At 58.0% G+C, this 20,462-nt stretch carries 12 protein-coding genes and 1 tRNA gene; 11 read left to right on the forward strand and 2 right to left on the reverse strand.

Annotated features, from left to right (window positions below):
* Positions 1-367 precede the first annotated feature (367 nt).
* A complete protein-coding gene (locus tag J1C48_RS02210) occupies positions 368-1,255 on the reverse strand; it encodes an N-formylglutamate amidohydrolase (protein ID WP_207256004.1) in 888 nt (295 codons plus the stop codon).
* 167 nt (positions 1,256-1,422) lie between these two features.
* Here J1C48_RS02210 and cpdR point away from each other — a divergent pair, with 167 nt between their 5' ends.
* From cpdR to J1C48_RS02235, 5 genes are all read left to right on the forward strand, one after another.
* Complete coding sequence (gene cpdR / locus J1C48_RS02215) at positions 1,423-1,788, forward strand: cell cycle two-component system response regulator CpdR (protein WP_207256005.1); 366 nt, start codon at positions 1,423-1,425, stop codon at positions 1,786-1,788.
* 347 nt (positions 1,789-2,135) lie between these two features.
* Positions 2,136-2,210: transfer RNA gene (locus tag J1C48_RS02220), tRNA-Val, on the forward strand.
* A 620-nt stretch (positions 2,211-2,830) separates the two neighbouring features.
* A complete protein-coding gene (locus tag J1C48_RS02225) occupies positions 2,831-5,602 on the forward strand; it encodes a tetratricopeptide repeat protein (RefSeq protein ID WP_207256006.1) in 2,772 nt (923 codons plus the stop codon).
* A gap of 182 nt (positions 5,603-5,784) precedes the next feature.
* The gene (locus tag J1C48_RS02230) at positions 5,785-7,131 is read left to right on the forward strand and encodes a hypothetical protein (protein ID WP_207256007.1); all 1,347 of its coding nucleotides are present in this window, start codon (positions 5,785-5,787) and stop codon (positions 7,129-7,131) included.
* Positions 7,132-7,141: 10 nt separating this feature from the next.
* Entirely contained in the window at positions 7,142-8,287 is a 1,146-nt protein-coding gene (locus J1C48_RS02235; RefSeq protein WP_207256008.1) for a hypothetical protein, read from the forward strand.
* Between the two features lie 11 nt (positions 8,288-8,298).
* Here J1C48_RS02235 and J1C48_RS02240 read toward each other — a convergent pair whose 3' ends face one another.
* Positions 8,299-9,351, reverse strand: a complete 1,053-nt coding sequence (locus tag J1C48_RS02240) for a hypothetical protein (protein ID WP_207256009.1) — start codon at positions 9,349-9,351, stop codon at positions 8,299-8,301.
* 494 nt (positions 9,352-9,845) lie between these two features.
* On the opposite strand from J1C48_RS02240, the gene J1C48_RS02245 reads away from it, so the two are divergent.
* The 6 genes from J1C48_RS02245 (at position 9,846) to J1C48_RS02270 (ending at position 20,442) form a co-directional block, all read left to right on the forward strand.
* Complete coding sequence (locus J1C48_RS02245; protein WP_207256010.1) at positions 9,846-11,153, forward strand: glycosyltransferase family 4 protein; 1,308 nt, start codon at positions 9,846-9,848, stop codon at positions 11,151-11,153.
* A 313-nt stretch (positions 11,154-11,466) separates the two neighbouring features.
* Positions 11,467-12,159: a glycosyltransferase gene (locus J1C48_RS02250; protein ID WP_207256011.1), complete on the forward strand. Its 693-nt coding sequence runs from the start codon at positions 11,467-11,469 to the stop codon at positions 12,157-12,159.
* Positions 12,160-12,180: 21 nt separating this feature from the next.
* Positions 12,181-13,329 carry an NAD-dependent epimerase/dehydratase family protein gene (locus J1C48_RS02255; RefSeq protein WP_207256012.1) on the forward strand — a complete coding sequence of 383 codons (1,149 nt, stop codon included), beginning with the start codon at positions 12,181-12,183 and terminating at the stop codon, positions 13,327-13,329.
* Positions 13,330-14,171: 842 nt separating this feature from the next.
* Entirely contained in the window at positions 14,172-16,160 is a 1,989-nt protein-coding gene (locus J1C48_RS02260) for a glycosyltransferase family 2 protein (protein WP_207256013.1), read from the forward strand.
* On the forward strand, positions 16,157-17,677 hold the full coding sequence (locus J1C48_RS02265; RefSeq protein WP_207256014.1) for a hypothetical protein: 1,521 nt from the start codon (positions 16,157-16,159) through the stop codon (positions 17,675-17,677). The genes J1C48_RS02260 and J1C48_RS02265 overlap by 4 nt, the downstream gene beginning before the upstream one ends.
* Positions 17,677-20,442 carry a glycosyltransferase family protein gene (locus J1C48_RS02270; protein ID WP_207256015.1) on the forward strand — a complete coding sequence of 922 codons (2,766 nt, stop codon included), beginning with the start codon at positions 17,677-17,679 and terminating at the stop codon, positions 20,440-20,442. Before J1C48_RS02265 ends, J1C48_RS02270 begins: the two co-directional genes overlap by 1 nt.
* The last annotated feature ends 20 nt before the right edge of the window (positions 20,443-20,462 follow it).

Raw genomic sequence — 20,462 nt, forward strand, 5'->3', positions numbered from 1 at the left:
CGACCTGCTGACATTTTGTTCACATGATTGTGATCTGAACAGGGTGAAAAAACAGTCAATGCCGTTGACATATTTGGCGGTGCAACATAGCTTCTGCATTGCGGCATCCGTTGCCGCTGCCCTTATGGGCGTTTCCTCCCTAGACTTCAAACCGCGCTGCCGCGAAGCAGTGCGGTTTTTTTTGCGTCTTGGACGGGAAGCGCCGGCGCCATCGGAGTGTGCAAGGTGCGGCCCCGACGGGACCGCGCAAAAGAGCCAAGGCTCTAAGCCGAGCCCGCCTGACCGCCTGACCACCTGACCGCAAAAGAAAGCCCGATGCTCAGGCCAATGGATAGCGAGCTGTGCGTCCTGCCGGGCGCGTAGCGCGCTACTCCGCCGCCGCCGGGCGCGACTCGTCGGCGGCGACATCGGCGGCAAAACGCGCCACGAACCGCGCCAATTCCTCGCGCAAGAGCTCGAAGCCGCCATGGGGGCGAAATTCCCGCTCGTCGGCATAAAGCGATCGATTGATCTCGATCTGGATGGCGTGCAGCCCGACTGACGGACGCCCGTAGTTTTCGGTGATATAGCCGCCGGCATAGGGCTTGTTGCGGGCGACATCGAAGCCGAAAGTGGTCAGATGCGCCGTCGCCATGGCGACCAGCCGGCTCGACGCACTGGTGCCGTAGCGATCGCCAATGACGATATGCGGGCGTCGCCCGCCCGGCAACGCCCGGACGCTCGACGGCATCGAATGACAGTCGATGAGAATGGCAAAGCCGAACTGCTCGCGGGTGCGCATAAGCAGGCGCTCAAGCGCGGCATGGAACGGCTTGTAAATCATCTCGATCCGCCGCAGCCCTTCCATCACGGACAGCGGCCGGCGGTAGATCTCCTCATTTTCGGCAACGATCTTCGGAATGGTGCCCAGCCCGCCGGCGACCCGCAGCGAGGTCGTGTTCACATAAGCAGGCAGCGCCTCGTCGAACATTTTCGGATCGAGCTCGAACGGCTCGCGGTTGACGTCGAGATAGGCGCGCGGAAATCGTGCCTGGATCATCGGCGCGCCGAAGCCCGGCGCAAAGGCGAAGAGCTGGTCGACGAAGATATCCTCCGAGCGGCGAATGGCATCGCGCCCGAGCCGTGTCGCCGCCAAAAGATCACGGGGATAATCCCGGCCGGAATGGGGCGAGCAGAACACGAACGGAATGGCTTGCTCCGACGGCTCGATGACCTCGAACGCCGGGACGAGACCATCGCTCGTCTGCAATGTCATGACCTCGGCCAATCGCCCCCCTTTCCTGGCTCACGACCAAAAAATAGGGCCGAAGCCCGCAGCTCGCCAATTCCTTTTAGAAAATATTGGGCCTATCTGGTATGAAATTCGTGTAAGATCGCTGTGAGGAGCGAGCCGTTGGGGCCGGGCGAATTCGGATTTTGGGAATGACGAAGATACTGCTTGCAGAAGACGACAACGACATGCGCCGCTTCCTGGCCAAGGCGCTGGAGCGCGCCGGCTACGAGGTGATCGCTTTCGACAATGGCGGCAGCGCCTATGAGCGCCTTCGCGAGGAGCCGTTCTCCCTGCTCCTCACCGACATCGTCATGCCCGAAATGGACGGGATCGAACTGGCCCGCCGGGCAACGGAGCTCGATCCGGATCTCAAGGTGATGTTCATCACCGGCTTTGCCGCAGTGGCCCTCAACCCCGATTCGAAGGCCCCGAAGAACGCCAAGATCCTGTCGAAGCCATTCCATCTGCGCGAGCTGGTCGACGAAGTCGGCAAGATCCTCGAAGACGCCGCCTGAGGCTGAGGCCGCCGCGGACGCGGACAAGAGCAACGCGAGCGCGCACACGCTTGGGGCCGTGACATCGGCGCAGAGACGGCGGGCTTTGCGCACCAAGCCATGACCCGGTCCGCGGTCGACACCGACCGGGCGCTGACGAGCGCTCTGAGCGGCTGCGGTCAGCGCACCGCCGAACACCCGACCGCCTCGAGAAAAACAGCGATAGCGTGACCCACCGGCGCTCGGTCGCGTTTGCGAAAACCCCACACCTCGAGCCGACCTCCGAGGCGTTCCGGCAAATCCACCGTCAGCGGCATTTCTCTATTGACGGGGCAATCGGACCTGTGGTCTATGCCGCTCCGTCGAATGGGCGTGTAGCTCAGCGGGAGAGCACTTCGTTGACATCGAAGGGGTCACAGGTTCAATCCCTGTCACGCCCACCATTCGACCTTCAGCCAATCGTTTGAATGTTTGGGGTGACAGGTTCCCCGCGTCCAGATCCCGGATATGGATGGTGGCCGTTCCGGATTCTCACGCCCCGGCGACGATTTCAGCGCGGCACCCCGCAAGCTCTGATGCTGCGGGGCGGACCCCCATGGACATTTCGGACGGTAAGCGGGCGGCCAATGCCCGTATCTTCGCCGGCGCGGAAGCGAAGCTCCCACGGCTCTTGCCTCGACACAGCCCCTGCAGCAGTGACCGCCAAAGCCGGGCGACAGACGCCCCTGACCCGCCAGCTCCCGCCTCAAGCTTGCGCAACACAAGTCTTTGACAGCAATCACCCCATCATCTACGAGAAGCAAGCGCCAAACTGAGAGGCCTCAGCATGTGTCTTCGACAATTTTTCCGCCAAGAAATCTCAATAGACAGGATCATCTACTATGGATTTTCCATTTGAATTTTCCCAATAACAAGAATTAACAAGAAAATCCCATCAAATAGAAATAGGGCCAGAGGCGACAACATTCGCCTTCCTTATCATGGTGCCTCTTTTATGCGCGATATGTCCGACCGATTGAGACCTCTCGCAATCCGGCTGTTCCGGCGTCGGACGTTTCACGTCATGCGCGGCGATCATGCCAATGCCGAGAAAAACTGGGCCGCTGCGATTGCCCATTATGAGAAGGCGCTGGCCATCGATCCCAGCCTGACGGCAATCTGGGTCCAGCTCGGACATGCGCGACGTGAAATCGGCCAAGACGAGCAGGCGACAAAAGCCTATCTTCGAGCGCTTCAACTGGCTCCTTTCGATAAGGCTAGCGCAAATTTACTCAATATTACCCGCGATTTGATCGAATCTCAGAGCAAATATCGCAAAAAAACTGAATTAAAACCGGTAGATTATAAGAAATCAAATTATAATTACATAAGAAAATTTGCTTTAAACAGATCTCTTAGGCCACTTCACGGCGGACGTTATTTTGTCCGCGCCCTGATTTGGCTGGGTAACCGAGCCAATGCGGCCAAAGACTGGAAGGACGCGATCGAGTTTTACGAAAGAGCGCTCGCGATCAACGATGATCTGACTGCTATCTGGATTCAACTCGGTCACATGCGACGCGAAGTCGGCCAATTCGCGACCGCTGAGACGGCGTATTTAAGGGCCCTCGAACTCGATCCGACCAACAATGACGCCAGATTTTTTCTCGGCGTGACGAGAGACGAGCTCGATCGCGATATCTGGGCCCCACCGGACGCGGTTCAGTCGGTCGACCTTCCCATCGAGGAGCCCGCAACCGGCAATCCGGCATTGAGCTTCCCGTTCCATCCCATGCCGACGGCGGCAATTGCTTCGATCCCTCGCTCCGCCTCTCAGCCCGATCTGCCCAAGATCATGCTGGGCGATGTCGAACTCGGCGTTTACGACGGGGCCACGACTGTCCCCGTTGCCGGATGGTCGCGCATTACAGAGACCTTCAATCGTCTGAGTTTTTGTGACGCTTCGCTGACGATCGGCGAGCGCCATATCGAGTCTTCGCATGATGAGACAGAGGCGGCGATGGCGAGGGCAAGCGCCATTCCCGCGCAAAATGACCGTCTGTTTGAGACGCTCCCGGCAGATCTCGAATTATCAGATGTATGGTTCGTGAACGAGCGTCTGCTCCGGCTGCGATGGACCCCCACTTCAAGACAGGCGAGCGATCGCGTCATCCGGATTTTCCAGCGATCGATTGCGGATCGGCACAAACTGCTCGTCTTAAGCGAGACGATCGTTCCGATGGATCAGACGGCGCTTTTGGATTGCCGAACGGCCAATCCATTCATGCCGCTCCTCATCGCCATCTGCGATGCCGAACACCGACTCCTCGCTCTGGCGACACTGCCGTTTCCCTCCCTGTGCAGAGGTGGCGTGCATTTCGGTGAACTCCTCGCCGTGGAACCCCAGCGTCCCTATGTCGAGGCGCTTGAAACGCTCTCCAGCCTGCTGGCTGCGGCAGAAACAGGACGCCAATCGCAATCACCGAAGATCGAGCGCATCGTCGTGGATCTCTCAGAGGCGACGGGGCGGGAGATGATTTTCTCGCCGGCATTGGTGGCTTGGCTTTGCCATGTCCTCAACATCCGCTTCGATTCGACCGGCGATCCGATCGCCGTCAACGACGCCATCGCGCGATATCGCGCCGCCGCCCTGGAGGGTCGCTCCGCCAATCCGGACCCATCACCTTCGACGCTCCACCTCCCCTCAGACGCCATTCCGTCGCTGCATAGTCTGCTGGACCGCCAGATCGTCGTGCAAACCGGCGAACATTGCGGTTCCTTCGTCCTGGCCAATCTTGCCGACGCGCAGCCCATCCTGGTCATCGCACCGCCGCTCTCGGAGGCCGCGCTCCCGTCCCAGACTCGTTCGCTGTTTCCCGTCATCTCGGCGTCAACGCCAACACCAACCGATGCAAACACCCCCTGCCAATCCAAGGCGCCGCTCGCCGTGCGGATGCGACGCATCAGGTCTCCCATCGAGGCCGAGCTGTTGCGTCCTTTGGGACCCGAAATATCCACCCGCGAGATGGCAGCTCGGCTCGGCGGGGGATCTTTGCCGCCCTTGACCGTGATTTGCCGCTTCTCCGGCGACGAGCGTCGGCTGGCGGGGTGTATGGACGCGATCTTACTCCAGGAAGGGCTTGGCCCGGTCGAGGCCATCGTCGTCGCCGAGAAGACGGATCAAACGGCCGCAAGACGGGTCTTGGGCCGACTGTTTTCGAGCCGCGGCCAAATCGTCGACGATCGCTCGTCAAGACGCCATCCGCAGTGGTTCAAAGATGCCGCGCAGCTCGCCAAGGGCGACTTTGTGCTGATCCTCGACGACGATCTTCTCTTCCATGATTGCCGCACGCTCGCCGTCCTGATGGATATCGCCAGCCAGAGCAAAACCGCCTCGGCCAGTTGCATCCTCGTCGGGCCCACCGCCGCGACAAAAGTCGAGACCTATAGCATGATTTCGGCCGGCCGCGCTTCAGACGGCCTGGACGCCGAGGAAGCCGCATGGTCCTCATCTGAGACGATCGATGCGCTGTTGCATCTGCCTCCCGTCACCTGGCCGATCGCGGCAGCACCGACACATCCGATCGTGATGCGACGGGATATTTGGCAGCGAATCGAGCCCGCGCTGTCGCCGGCCGAAGGACCACCAGACGCAATTTCCCCTCAGAACCTGCCGGATTTCTGGCTTGAAGCCGGCCGCCTGGGGCTTCGGCACTACGTTACGACAACCGTGTCAGCGAGCGTCACCGATCGCGACGCGGCGCTCGCACGCGTCAGCGAAGCCGCATCCCTCGACTGGCCGCTGCCGCAGGACGGCCTTAAACAGTCCGTTCAGGTCCGGAGACTGGTCGCATGAAGATCTGCATCATCGTACCGTCGGAGGATTACCTGACACGGGCCGGCGCCCGGATTCGATATTCGCGCATCGCCCCGGCGCTGCGTGCGTCAGGCCATACCCTCACGCTCCTGCCGATCGCGGATTTTTCCGATATCGACCACGACGTCTACATTCTCAGCAAATGCTTCGATGGCCGTGCTTTGCTCGTCGCAGGCATGGCGCGAGACAAGGGCAAGCTCGTCGGTGTCGATCTGTTCGACGATTATTTCAGCCATCGCGATGACAGCCGGTTCCAGCGATTGCGGCTCTGGCTCGACGAAAGTTTTGCCCATATCGATTTTGCCCTCTGCGCAACTTCGGCGATGCGCCACATGCTTGAATGCCGATATCAGAGCACGCCGATTCACGTCATGAACGATCCTCACGAAACGTTCGAACCGGAGAAATTGCGCGACCGGCTCACGGAAAAATATGCCGATCTGACATCCAGCCGCGCGCTTCACGTGGCTTGGTACGGGATGGGAGACAATCCATATTTTTCCGTCGGATTGCCGGATCTTTGCGGCTTTGCAGGGCATCTCGAGGCACTGCAGCGGCCGGGCTGGACAGTGAAACTGACAATTTTGACGAACCGCCGGGCGATGGTCGCAGATCAGCTCGTGGAACTGCGGAAGATCCCCGTCCCCTTCGAACTGAAAGAATGGAGCCTGGCTGAAGAGGAAGAGCTTCTCAAAAAAAGCCACATTTCGTTCCTGCCGGTTTGCGCCCAAAATTTCAGTGTCGTGAAGTCGCTGAATCGTGCGGTCACCGCATTATGCCATGGCACACAGGTGTTTTCGCCGGGCTTCGACCTCTATGATCGGCTGGACGATTTCATCTATCAGCGCGCCGCGCCGCTGAATGACGCGATCGATTCCGGTCAGTTCCGGTTGCGCGACGAGACGATTCTCAAGCTTGAAGAAGTGTTTGCCGACTGTGCGGACCCTGCAGCGGAAGCAAGGCGGCTGATGGCGTTTCTGCAAGAACGCGAGGAGCACCGCATCGCCGCATCGCCGATCGGCCTGGCGCCTGAGGCGTCGCCCGACCCATCCTGCGCCCTCATTTGCGGGCGCGACACCAATGCCACAGCGTATCGGTTGGCGAAGCGAACGGGGATCTTGACGATCGCGAGCCCCGGCACTCCGGTCACCGCCAATTTCGACATTCGCTTTGAATGGAATGACACCTTCACGGGCCTCAACCTCTTGATATCCGAGGCCGTCTGCGCCCGGCTCGCGGATGAAATCGCAGGCAAAGCCCGGCCGTGCGGCCGAATCATTGAGACGACGTACCGCAAACTGTCCATGCTGGACCTGCCAAGCCTGGCCTGTCCGGGCGGCGGTGCGGCGTGGACCGGATCACGGGCGGCCGCATTAGCGACCTATCCGGTTGAATATGCGACGATGCGCGCGGCGATGGCGGAAATTTTGCCGAAGGTCGAATGCATTTCGGACGAGAACTGGCGCTGGCCATTTTCATACGTCCGGCAGACCGCCCGCTTGAATTGAGGAGGCGCAGGTGAACCCGCCGTCCATCGTCTTTATCGTCAATCTTCTTCAGGATGTCGCCGTTCTGCGTCCGCTGGTTTTCATGGCGGCGCGCGATCTCGGCCTCGACACCAAAATTTTCGTGACGGCCGCGTTCGACAAACGCGACAGAAGCAATGTCTGGCACAACGAGCTTCAACAGATTGCCCGGGAGACCGGCGCGGCATTGAGTTTGATTGAGGATGAAGCCCAAGCCTTCATGCAGCTGCAATATCTTGCCGGTGGCGCGCTCTTGGCAGCGAGCGAATCGAATTTGGCGGGCCACCGCATCGTGCACGATATTTTCCGCACCAAACCCGACTCATTCGTCGCCATCACTTTGCAACATGGCCTCGAATGTGTCGGCTTTCTCCAGAGCCGGGATCATGATCGCGCACACGGGCGCGCCGTCACCTTCGCGGCCGACATCGTGTGCGGCTGGCTTGAAGCGGAGAAACTCACCGCGCTCGCACCTTCGCAACGGGGAAAGCTGGTGACGACCGGCCCCACGACCCTCCTCCAGCAAGCTTCAAGAGAAGAGCCAGGACGCAAGGAATCAGGGCAAAGGGGACAAGGGCAAAGGGGGATTGTCTGCGAAAACCTGCATTCCATTCGCCTGAACCTTGCCGGCGATTTCGGGACCGACTTCGTCGCGACCTTCAATAAGTTCTGCAGCGCTCTGGCATCTCAAGGCGACGACGTCACGCTCCGTCCTCACCCGGGCGGACAATACGTCCTCAAGCACAACACGACCGTTGCATCGAACGTCGTGATCAACAATCACCCGATCTATAAAGTCAATCTATCCCGATATGCCTATGGGATCTCGGCCCCGTCGTCGGTCCTCGTCGACATGGTCCTCGCGGGCATCCCGACGGCCGTTTGGCGCGAGGGAACGGGGCGCATGGACGCCGACAATTATACCGGCCTCACCCAAGTCACCGACGAACATGACTGGATCGCCTTCGCCGAAGAAGCCCGCAGCCATCCCGAACGCTATGTCGAAAAACAGACGGATTTTCTGCAGCACCTTTGCATGCCGCTTGACCCCGGCGACGTCTATCGTCGCTACGCCGAGCTTCTCTGGTGCGCCGCCCGCCGGACACTGCCCACGATCGCAAGCCCCGGTCGCGGATAGGCCTTCCCATGTCAGCTTGTCGATGAAGGCTCGTCCGGCTTGTATTTTTGAAATCTGAGAGATTCGATTTCGACGATGCCTTCAATGCCGGCTTCTTTCACCGAAAAATAGATTTCGACGGGATTCCGCACGTTCTCGATCATGAAGCGTAGCGTCACCGCAAGACGGCCGCGGGCAGGAAGATCGAAGGTCGTCTGTGCCCGGGCCGTATGGCGTTCCCGCAGGATCACTTCCATCTTGTTGCCTGATTGATTTTCAGAGACGCTGAGCACACTCTCAAAGAGCCAGTCGCCCGCTGGCAAATGCAGATAGGGCCCATAGGTCAGTCGGCGCGCCTGACCGACCAACTCGACCGGTGAGCTGAAACCAATCTGCTTTTCGATTGGCGAATACAAGGCGCCGATCGGCCAGCTCACGGTCTCATATCCGCCGGAGACCATCAGTTCGCCGTAACTCTGATCCAGGGCATCCAGAATGCCCCGCTCCTCGTCGGACAACATGTCGGCAGCGTCCTTCGTACCCTCCAGCCAGAATTTGTGCAGCAAAGGGCCAATCGTCGTCGTGCTATCGAGGCTCGCAATCCGCAAGTGCTTGGCCACCCGCTTCAAAAAGGCTTTGTCCGGGTCGATACCGTAGAACAAGGCCAGGGATTGAACCAGCGGGAGTAGTTTCGCGTCGACGCCAAGCTTTGGATAAAGGACGACACTGGCCGACTCGCAAAGTTCCGCCAAGCCCGCGGCCGCCAATGCGGAAACCCTGACAGCCGCGGCAAACGGCCGGTTGTAACGATGGATAAATAAGGCAGCGGCGTCGGACACGTCAGCGCCAAAGACGACCACTTTGGACTGCGTGCGACGCAAAAGCGTCGTGATGCGTGATTCATTGTTTTGCAAAAACACGACCATGGCATCGGTCGACCGCGATTTCAGCGCCTCGTAAAACCGCTCGAGATTATCGACTTGGGCCGTCTGAACGTCGCCAAAGCTCGCCTTCGCAATACACTCCACGACACGAAAGCCAAACAGCGTAAAGCTTGTCCTCAGGCCAGATACCAGGAAGAACATCGATATCGCATACCTCAATTTTCAATCAAAACACGGGAGGAATATCCCCGCCCTCGCGAGCGTTACGCCCACGTCCCCCACGACAACCAGAACTCTTCGACTTGTCCGGCTCGGAGCGAGCTGGAATCCTGTGATTGACGAAAGAAAACCGGTGATCGCCAAAGCTTGTCAATCGACCGAAAAAACGCGCGCGCCGCACGTCCGACAGAACGCAGAAAGGACGCACACGCTGATTGACCCTCCGCATTGGGCGTGCCGAAAAGCGATTCCGATTTTCGGGCCGATGCTGTAGGGAATTGCCCATCGTCATAACTGCCACCTTCGCGGCTCTCGTCGTCGCATCCGTACTCCAGCTCGCATGTCCGATCCACATCATCTGGTTTGCAGCCACCTCGTCCACCATCGGCGATTTCGGGCGACGTTTCGCGCGCTCCCCACGGGTCGTCTTGATCACATAGAATGTCCCAAAATCGGGCCGACAGGGGCTTTTGCGTATGCCATCACCCATCTTGATCGAAGGTCGCAATCTCGCGTTCAAAAACGGAACGGGAATTGCCTCCTACGCTCGCAATCTGGTCGCAACGTTGAAAGACCTCGGCTACGAGATGGACGTCCTGTTCGATGTCGAATTCGCGCTGAGCAAGGACAATTCGCGTTGGAACGAGATCAGACTGTTTGATGTCAACGGACAGGACACTCGTCGATTTCGCGTGAGAGAATATGCGCGCCGTGCCGGACGCTTCTTGACCGCCGCCCCGTTCGGCATCGCCATGCGCGAAGTCGCCACGTCGGGCCTGATCGCAGACACAAGCGTCTTGCACGGTCTCAACGGATTTGAGCGACGGCAAGCTGCCGAAATGCTGTTTTTCACAGCGGATCGGCACCTGCTGCGCTACGGAAAACGGCTCCCCATTACGCCTCTGCGGCAGCCGGCGCTAATGCATGCGACCCACCCGACGCCGATCGTCGTCAAAGGCTGTGCCAACATATACACGATTCATGATCTCGTCCCCCTGCGCCTGCCGCACATGACCCGGGACAACAAGCGAAGCACGTTGAAAACGCTGCAGACGCTGGCAAAAACCGCCGACAAAATCATCACCGTCTCTGAAAATTCACGCCGCGACATTCTCACCTTTCTCGACATCGAGGAGGAGCGGGTCGTCAACACCTATCAAGCCGTCTCGCTGCCGGCCGGGTACACCGACATATCGAGTGACGAAAAGCTGCGCGAAGTCGACGCCCTTCAACTGACCCCGCAGGAATATTTCGTTTTCGTTGGTGCCCTGGAGCCCAAAAAAAACGTCGAACGCATCATCGATGCGTACATGACCTCCGGCTCCACCTATCCCCTCGTCATCATCGGCAAGCTTGGCTGGGGATACGACCCAATCCTGGACAAGCTTGATACGATCGCACAGCGTCCCAGCGGCGCGAAACGCCCCCACATCATCCGTCTCTCTTATCTTCCGTCCAATCAGGTCTTCGCGCTCATCGAAAACGCGCGCGCCCTGCTGATGCCCTCCCTCTACGAAGGATTTGGCCTGCCGGCTCTCGAAGCGATGCTGCTCGGTGCGCCGGTCATCGCCGCCAATTCGAGCTCCCTGCCGGAAGTGGTGGCGGACGCGGGGGTGCTCGTGGATCCCTATGATACAACCGCGATCAGCCGTGCGATCCGCATGATCGACCACGACGCAGACTTGCGGGCCGCGCTCGCCCAAAGCGGCCCCGAACAAGCGGGCAAGTTCTCACAAGACAAGTATGACCAGCGCATTTCGGCCCTTTATCGCGAACTACTCTAGACAACGATCCGAAGCGAAACCGTCGCTCGAAATAGAACCGTTCAAAAAATGAAGTCCTCTGCAATACGATTCGTCAGGAACACCAGGGAAAAACCCGGGGATTCGCAAATCTTTTAAAATTGCCTATCGACTTCATTTTAAAGACATAAGTCGACGAGGACCCGCTATTTTTTCAAAAAGGCACGGGGCGATGACGTTCTTTCGACAAATTTCGCATCGTAAGCTCGGCGTTGCTCAGTTCCTGAGCTTGCCATAAGACAGATCGCAGATTCGCCCTCCCACGCAGACACAAGTAACATCATCAAGGACCGCCATGACCGACCGACTGAAGATCTATGTAGGCTATGATAGCCGCGAGGACATTGCCTGGCAGGTCTGCCGCCATTCCATTCAACGCCACAGCGGGCCCGATGTCGAGGTGTACCCGCTCAAGCTGACGACGCTCCGAGAGCTCGGCCTCTACACGCGCGGAGCAGACAACGCATCGACGGAATTCTCGATCACGCGCTTTCTGACGCCCTATCTCGCCGCCCATGATGGCTGGACGATCTTCGTCGACTGCGACTTCCTCTTCACCCGTGACGTTCGCACGGTGCTTGAGCATGCCAATCGCGACAAGGCGGTTTTCGTCGTCCAGCACGATTATACCCCGGCCAACATGGTCAAGATGGACGGCAAGCAGCAGTCGGTTTATCCGCGCAAAAACTGGTCGTCCTTCATCCTGTTCAACAACGCCCATCCTGACGTGAAAGCGCTGACACCGGAGGTCGTCAATTCGGCCGCCCCGGGCTTTTTGCACCGCTTCCAGTGGATCTCCGACGACAATCTGATCGGTGAACTGCCGCTCGACTGGAATTTTCTCGAAGGCGAGTACGAACGGCGCGAGGAGCTGCCCGCGGCGATCCACTACACCAACGGCGGACCGTGGTTCGAGAACTGGCAAAATGTCGATTACGCCGAACTCTGGACGGCCGAACGCGATCGCTATCTGGCGACTGCGGGCTAAGTGCCAAAGGCGAAATCCACTATGATTCTTGTCACCGGCGGCGCCGGCTTCATCGGTTCGCACCTCGTGCCACAGCTTGTGGCACGAGGGCATTATGTGCGCGTGCTCGACGTGTTGTCGGCGCAAATCCACGGCATGCTCCCGAGCCCGTCGCTGGATTGGCTTACGCAAACGCAGAATGTCGACTTTCGGCGCGGATCCGTCACGAGCGAGGCTGATCTGCGCGCGGCGCTGGATGGCGTGACAAGCGTGATCCATCTCGCGGCTGAAACCGGCACCGGTCAGTCGATGTATGAGATCGATCGGTATTGCCGAGAGAACGTGCAGGGCACCGCACGCCTCATGCATCTTTTGGCCAACGGCGCTGCGACGACGGTACGACGGGTGCTTCTGGCCTCATCCCGGTCGGTCTACGGTGAAGGGGCTTATGTCGACAGCGATGCCGCAGAGACCGAGCGTGCGACGCGCATCACGCCTGCGTCACGATCCGCAGAGGCCCTGCGGGCGCGAAAGTGGGAGCCGACCTGCCCTGAGACGGGCAAGGCACTGACGGCAGTCCCGACGCGCGAGGATGATCGGACGGCGCCGGCCTCGATCTACGCGGCGACCAAGCTGATGCAGGAAGACCTTGTGCGAATCGGCTGCGACAGCGCCGGACTTGGCCATGCCATCCTTCGCCTGCAGAATGTTTATGGCGAAGGTCAGTCGCTCAATAATCCCTATACCGGCATTCTGTCGATTTTCTCGACCAGGATCAGACGCGGACTCGAATTGCCGATTTTCGAAGATGGGCTCGAAAGTCGCGATTTCGTCCATGTCAGCGACGTCGCGGCCGCATTTGCCGCAGCCGCCGAGGCGGAGGCGGCACCGAATACGGTGATCAATGTTGGATCGGGACGAGCCACATCGGTGATCGACATCGCAAAAGCCCTCTGCCGCGCCTTCAACGAGCCTGAAAATCTGACGGTAACGGGTCAGTTTCGCCTTGGCGATATTCGCCACAACGTTGCCGATGTCGGCCGGCTGCGCGATCGCCTCGGCCTCACGCCGCAAGTCGGCCTCGACGAAGGTCTGCGCCGCTTTGCGCAATGGGTGAGCACCCAACCGCTTCCCGAAGACCGCCTTGGCGAAGCCAACGCCGAACTCGCCAAGCGCAAAATGATGGGATGATCACGCCGATCCGGGCTTCGAGCGGAAGACGATGAACCGAGATCGTCATTCCGCCCGAAGTCTTTGGTGAGCTGCATGATGTGATCCGAAACGTCATGCAAGCTTTCGTTTCGGATCAGCTCATGCTCTCGTCTGCGGGTCCGCAATCGGCGCCGCGGACCAATGGATTGGAAGGACAAGGGGTTCCAAAAGCGTTTACCGATGCTGTAGAATCAAAGAGCTGGAGCATCCTTTCTGCATCCAAGGGGACACAGGGTGCTCCAGGTCATTGGAGGCAGTCCTCGCGATTCGTCACGCCATCCTCCGCGAACACGTCTTCGCCAATCGTCGACATGCGGACGCTTGGCGGTACTCCGGCGCGGTGACATATTCACACGTCGCAGTGCGCGAAATCGCCGGGGTGCCTTGGAAAACCGGCTTTCGCAGTGCGGAAAAATCGCTTGCCGATGGGTGACGAGAGCGTTAGATTCTCGGGTGCTTCTGTCGCTAAACTCATCAGATCCCAATCCCGCATAAACCAGCCTCAATATAAGCGCTGAAGACTATAGATTTTCTTGCCTATCATCGCATAGCTGCAAGAAAAATTCACGTCATTGCTTGAATTGTTCGCGGTTGGCTTTCAAGTGGACATTGGTTTTCAAGCAGACGTGGAGCCCGCCGCGCCTCACCGCGCGCTGAGACCGGAAATTTTGAAGGGCGCCATCGGATAGCCGAAAAAATGATGCGGTTGAGGGTCAAGCTGCGTTCCGCGATTCGTCATTGAGGAGGCGTCATTCGCTGAACCTTGCGCCATGGGACTTGGGACGACCACTTGCGACGCCATTGGCAGGAAGAGAACGGGAATGCAAAAAGACGCGGTTGATGTAAGGCGTATGCTTTCGAAATTCCTCACGATCAAATCACGCTCATCAAACGCCATTTCGACCAATATTTTATCAGAAAAAATGGGCGCCCGCTCAGAACTTCAATCATCTGATGGCGTGATCCTGTTTCTTAAAATCCATGGTCCGCAATCCGTTTTGCAAGATTTCGACCATTATTTTTCTGAGTCGACGTTCAGTCCGACGATTATCAACAATTCCGGCTTCATTGTCTTCGATGCAGAGCATCGGACAATTTCCATTCAAGATGCTTGGTATCATCACGATCGAAGCCTGCGCGTCCGGATCGATCGCAACAAGGGCCAGCAGTCGGTCAGCACATGGCATTTTTATCAATACGATTCCGCTTCGAATGAAACGCTGCACCTGCTGAGTCGGGACATCGACCGAAAAGAAATGGGCTTCGTCGACATCCCTCTTCACAATCCGTATTTTCCGTTGCTCATTGTTGCGAAAGATCCCGAGGGCGAGATTATCGATAGCGGGATTATTCCATTCCCATCGCTGTGCCGAAACGGGCTCCATTACGCAGAACTCTGCGCGTTCGCGGGCGACGCGACTTTTCATGCAAGTCTTCGCGCATTGTCATATCAGCTGACCCTCGCTCTGATTGGACAGCATCATGGCGAACACGATCCTGCGCTCGGTGAAATCGAGGTCTTCACGCGATGGACGGGCGACGAGGATGCGATATTCAATCCAGACTTGACCGCCTGGCTGGATTGGCTTTGCCCGACGCTGAAAATTACCTATTCCCCAATTTTTGAGGCCGGTCGCAAGCTGCAGCCTGCACCGGAAGCAACGGATGAGCGATCGCTCGAAACGCTGCTCTTGCCGCCACGCACGATCCCGACGCTTCAAGCGCTGCTCGCAACCGGCTCGCGTCACCCGTCACGCGGCGTGGATTTCCTGGTCGCGGAGCAAGACACGGCATTTCCGATGTGGCGCGTCGCGCTGCCGGCCATCGCGGCCGATCTTGAACGGCTGCAGCCGATCGGCGGGCAAAACCACTTTCCTCGCCTTTTAAGCAATCCCCGGCAGCCCGAGACACACGAACAGCCGACCCCATGCGCAATCAAGTTCGTGGATCGAGAGCGACTTGGCGAGAAAATCAATCTTTTGATGCCGGTCTCGCCGGACGTTTCCGCGATTTTGCCCGGGATCGACGCCGGCCATTCGCCAAAGGTCACCGTTCTCGTTCTCGATTCGGACGCGCCGGCGATCGGCCTCAATCAGACGCTGGGCTCTCTCAGCCGGCAAACCAATGCCGATGAGCTCCAGGTTCTCGTGGAATTGTCGGACGATCATGCCGCCGATTGCAGCGCGGTCGAACATGTCTTGGGACCCTTGTTTCCCAATCGAAGCATCGTCTTCGAAAGTCAGCCCGGACGCGACGCCGCATCGGCCTATGAAAAGGCGCTGGCGGTCGCGTCAGGCGATTATCTGGTCGTCATGAGCCGAAACATCGTGCTCCACGATCACAGAACTCTGGAGGCGCTGGTGGCCTTGGCCGCGCAGCCCGATGTCGGCTCGGCCGGATGTATGCTCGTGCGAGAGGGTACTTTGAAGAACGAGCTTGAAGTCGTTTTCCACTCCGCCGGGTTCTTCCCCTTATCGCCCCCCAACGGCGAGGATGAGACGACGGCCCCGCTTCACTGCCTCGATGTCTTCGAGAAGACGACCTATCCCGTCGGCCAGAATTCTCCGTTTCTTCAGGCGATCGCCATGCCCCTGGCAAAGAGTTGCGAAAATCTGCGCAACGGCCTCACGGGTCCCGACGGATATTCGCGGCAGGCATCGGCCCGCGGTCTCGCCCATCTTTGCACCACCGGAATTTCCGCCGGCCTGTTTATCGAACCCACCTTGCCCGCTCCGTCATGGATCGACAATGCGGTGTGTCGATCAGAACAATTCCCGCTCGCGGCCGGCTTGCAGAAGTTGCACGGATGAAAATTGCTGTTGTCATTCCCACCGAAGCCTCACGCCGACAGGCCGGGGTTCGGATTCGCTACGAGAGAATTGCCGAATTCGTCGCCCTGAACGGCAGCGAACTGCGCATTCGGACACTGGACGATATCGCGGGCCAGGAATACGCCGACGACGACGTCTATCTGATCAGCAAATGCTTTGATGCGCGGAGCCAAATCCTGGCAGCGCAATTGCGTTCTGCGAACAAGATCGTCGGCATCGATCTCTTCGACGACTATTTCAGCCAAAGCGATGACAGCCGACTGCTCCGGTTTCGAAAGTGGCTCGCGGAAATCCGTGGCGATCTGAATTTCATCTTATGTTGCACACCCAGAATGGAGGTCGTCGCGCAGCAGGTCGCCCCCGGCGTGCCGACACTGGTGATGAACGATCCTGCTGCCAGCGATTCGGCAGATCAGATCGCGGCGATCGTTGATCGCAAAGTCGAGAGATCACTGTCGACGCGTGAAATTGACGTGTGCTGGTTTGGCGTCGGCGACAATTCCCATTTTGCGGTTGGTCTTTCAGATCTTTTGGCGTTCAGCCGTCGCCTTTCGCGCCTCGAAACGCGCGGCTATTCGGTTCGCTTGGCCATCAGAACCAACGCCAGAGCGCTTTCCGCGGACACGCTCGCCCGGCTCAACCGCTTACCGTTCCGATATTCTCTCGACGAATGGTCGCTCGACGCGGAAGAGCGCATTCTTCACGATAGTCTTGTGAGTTTCCTTCCCACAAGCGGGCAGGCATTTTCTCGAACCAAATCGCTCAATCGCGCTTTGACGTCACTTTGCGCTGGAACGCAGGTTCTATCAGCCGGATATCCCCTCTACGAACGGATCGCTTCGTTCATCTATCGTGACGAACTCGATTTTCTCGATGACTTGGCCGTCAATCGCCTGCGATTGCGCTCAGACACGAGTGCGGAATTCTCTGGACTTCTGAAGCAAGTGGGCAGCGCACCTGAGGAAGCAAGTCATCTTCTCGCATTTTTGGCAAAAATTTCTGAAAACACCGAAGATAAACCTAATTCAATTTCCCAACATTTTGCGATTATACATGGTCAAAAATCGGATATTCAAGTCCGTGATTTCTCCGCAAAATTGCAGGCCCTCACTGTTTCCGGTCCATATTTTCATAACAAATGGACAACCGATATCGTTACCAAGATAAATCCAAATGGTCTGCAGCTCGACGCATGGGTGTCTGAAAAAGCCCTGCTGCGCATGGCGCCGAGATTTGCGGCGTCGGTTGGTTCCGTTCGGCAGATCAACGGTGCGAGGTATCGCCCGGTGACCCTTCCCAACGCACTGTCGGCAATCTCGCCGGTCGAGCCGACAATGCCGCAGAGTGTCATTACGATGATGTCGGGTTACGCGACGGTCATGGATCGTGTGGCTCACATCCTGGAAACCATCATTCCTGGCATCCAGTGCATCACCGATGAAAGGCTTGTTTTTCCTTTCGCCGTGATCGGAAACGCGGCATCTCGGAGGACGTGATGGGTGACAAGTTCGCCTTCTTTGCAATCAATCTGATTCAAGATGTCAACGTGATCTGGCCGCTGGCGACGCTCGCGCATCATGATCTCAATCTCAATGTTGGCTTTTTGTTATCGCGTCGATTTACCATTGCCGACGGAACCGGGCGGTGGCTGAACGAAATCTTCGAGCTCGCTTCGCGATGCCATGCGAAAGTTTATATCTTCGACACGATTTTCGAAGCGGCCAGCGTTCTCAGCGGAAAGTCGGGAATTGTTGTAGCGGCAAGCGAATCAAACCTCGCCGCCCATCGCGAAACCCATGACCTCTTTCGCGCCCTGCCGCCAGGCTTTACATCGCTGACGCTGCAGCACGGCTTTGAGGGCGTTGGGTTTCTTCATAGCCGCGAGCACGACGAGGCGCATGGCACACATATCCGATTTTCAGCCAATATCGTCTGCAGTTGGCTTGATCCCCAATATCAGCGGTCGATGCTGCCCTCCCAGCGCCCAAAGCTGTTCGTGACCGGCCCTGGATCGCTCCTCAATCTCCCGAACGCTGTCCCCAAGCGCTCATCGACAGGGCTTGTCTGCGAAAATCTCCATTCGACACGCTTTAAAGCGAATGCCGGAGCGGTTGGCGACTTCGTGGAGAATTTTCAAAACTTCTGCAGACGGGTGGCAGAGGACGGCAGAAACGTCGCTCTTCGACCCCATCCGGCTGGCCAGTTTACCGTCAAGAATAATCTTCAACTGCCGAAAAATACGTCGATCAACAACGCGCCAATGTATAAAGTCGACTTACGCCAATATGCCTATGGTATATCGGCGGCGTCGTCTGTCATCTTCGATATGGTTCTGGCGCGAATTCCCGTGGCGGTCTGGGTCGATAAGAACGCCGCGATGGACGCGAGCGTCTATGCCGGCCTGACCACCGTCACGACAAGCGAAGATTGGATTCAATTCGCCCGAGACGCGATCAGATCGCCAGAGACTTTTTTAAAGATCCAAGACGATTTTTTGAAAAAATATGACTTCGCCCTTGATGCGTCTGGCGTCCGGGAGCGCTTCAAAGCGGTGTTTCGCGCAGCCGCGACTGCTGCACAAGCACAGCATAAAGTGGACCGAGCGGAGCGTCCGATCCTCGCCGTCATCTCGCACAAGCGCCCCGAAATGGAAGCCCTGCTCGCCGAAGCGATTCCGAGAGACATTCTTCGCGACGGCGATGCATCCCTCGAAATCGCGTCGCTATCCCCCGTTCGCCGGTCCTTTGGATCACGCCTGACGCCAGACGTCTTGGCAGCATGGCTCAATACGAGACTGGCGATGACAGGCGCGAAAAGTCTGATCACGTCCGAGCCGGCGGTTGACCGTCTTGCCTTTGAGGCCAGCGTTCGTGCCGCGCAAGACAATGACATTCCCCTCGCAGTCTACCTGGAGGCTCCGGAGGGAGATAAGACGATCCGGTTCCAGCCGGACGACTTGGGCGACGTCGATATCGCGTGCGGCCCGCGCAAACGCTTGGCCTCTCTCCGCCCTCAACTGGAAGAGCGATCCGTCAGCATCCATATTTTGGATAACCACAGCGCCGCGGGTCAGACGACACTGCCGCGCCTGGTTTCCCGAAATGGCAGATCCGCTTTTGCCGGCGCGAAAAGCCTTCTGAAAGCTCTCACAAGACGTGTCTCACGTCAGCGAGTGTTGATTGCCGCGCCGAATTTTCTGCCAACGCTGCAATTGAGTTTCGTCAAACCGTTTGCGACCCGCGACGGCTCAGAGCTGTTTTCTTATCAAATCGTCACCGAAGCCGACATGGCTCAGCTCGCCAAGAAAGGAAAGAGCCAAGACGAAATCCGAGATTGGCTCGCTGAAGAAATCAGTTCTTTTTCACCGGATATCATTTTGTTCTGCCGATATGGCGGGCCGCACGAAGACCTCTTCATTAATTATGCAAGTCAAAATAATATTCCGTCAGTTTATCACATCGATGATGATCTTTTAAACGTGCCGGCCTCAATTGGGGAGAAGAAGGCGCAGATCCATAACGCTCCCGAACGATTGCAATCGCTGCGGCGGGCAATGGAAAGCAGCGACCTTGTCTATTGCTCGACCGAGAAGCTCAAAAGTCAGCTGATTGCGCTGGGCATACGAACGCCCATCAGAGCCGGCGAAATTTATTGCCCAGGGCAGATTATCGCCCCTGCCACGCTACGGCAGCCACAGCGGATCGGCTACATGGCAAGCGCCGACCATGCCCAAAATCTCGCAATGATCCTGCCGGCCGTCATTCAGTTGCTGCGCCGCCATCCCAGTGTGATTTTCGAGCTTTTCGGCTCAATCCCCTGCCCGCCCGAGCTGTTGGAATTTGGCGATCAAATCCAGACATCGCCACCGATCCGCAATTATGAGAACTTTTTGGAAGAATTCGCCAAGAGAGAGTGGGATGTTGGCATCTGCCCGCTGAAGCCGATTCCCTTCAACATGATGAAGGCGAATACGAAATGGGTCGAATACACCTCCATCGGCACGGCGGTGATTGCCAGTCGCGGCACGGTCTATGACGGATGTTGCGCCGACGGCTGCGGCATCCTGGCAGAGGCTCCTCACGAGTGGCTTGCGGCGTTCGAGATGCTGCTGCAGCCGGAGGTTCGTTACGCGCAGGTTCATCGCGCCCAGAAAAAACTGGCTGAAGACTATACCGTCGCGCGATTGCTGGACCAAGTTGTCAGCGTTTTCGATGAAGCAAGGATGCTCCGTCTCGACCGGACAAAACGCATCGCGTCGTAGCCAGCGCACCGGGTCACCTG

Source organism: Jiella flava (assembly GCF_017349315.1).
Taxonomy (GTDB): domain Bacteria; phylum Pseudomonadota; class Alphaproteobacteria; order Rhizobiales; family Rhizobiaceae; genus Jiella; species Jiella flava.

What these genes read in the sequence shown, in the direction of transcription:
- J1C48_RS02210 (WP_207256004.1), bottom strand. Translation starts at nt 1,255, where the DNA reads ATGACATTGCAGACGAGCGATGGTCTCGTCCCGGCGTTCGAGGTCATC.
- cpdR (WP_207256005.1), top strand. Translation starts at nt 1,423, where the DNA reads ATGACGAAGATACTGCTTGCAGAAGACGACAACGACATGCGCCGCTTC.
- J1C48_RS02225 (WP_207256006.1), top strand. Translation starts at nt 2,831, where the DNA reads ATGCGCGGCGATCATGCCAATGCCGAGAAAAACTGGGCCGCTGCGATT.
- J1C48_RS02240 (WP_207256009.1), bottom strand. Translation starts at nt 9,351, where the DNA reads ATGTTCTTCCTGGTATCTGGCCTGAGGACAAGCTTTACGCTGTTTGGC.
- J1C48_RS02245 (WP_207256010.1), top strand. Translation starts at nt 9,846, where the DNA reads ATGCCATCACCCATCTTGATCGAAGGTCGCAATCTCGCGTTCAAAAAC.
- J1C48_RS02250 (WP_207256011.1), top strand. Translation starts at nt 11,467, where the DNA reads ATGACCGACCGACTGAAGATCTATGTAGGCTATGATAGCCGCGAGGAC.
- J1C48_RS02255 (WP_207256012.1), top strand. Translation starts at nt 12,181, where the DNA reads ATGATTCTTGTCACCGGCGGCGCCGGCTTCATCGGTTCGCACCTCGTG.
- J1C48_RS02260 (WP_207256013.1), top strand. Translation starts at nt 14,172, where the DNA reads ATGCAAAAAGACGCGGTTGATGTAAGGCGTATGCTTTCGAAATTCCTC.
- J1C48_RS02265 (WP_207256014.1), top strand. Translation starts at nt 16,157, where the DNA reads ATGAAAATTGCTGTTGTCATTCCCACCGAAGCCTCACGCCGACAGGCC.
- J1C48_RS02270 (WP_207256015.1), top strand. Translation starts at nt 17,677, where the DNA reads ATGGGTGACAAGTTCGCCTTCTTTGCAATCAATCTGATTCAAGATGTC.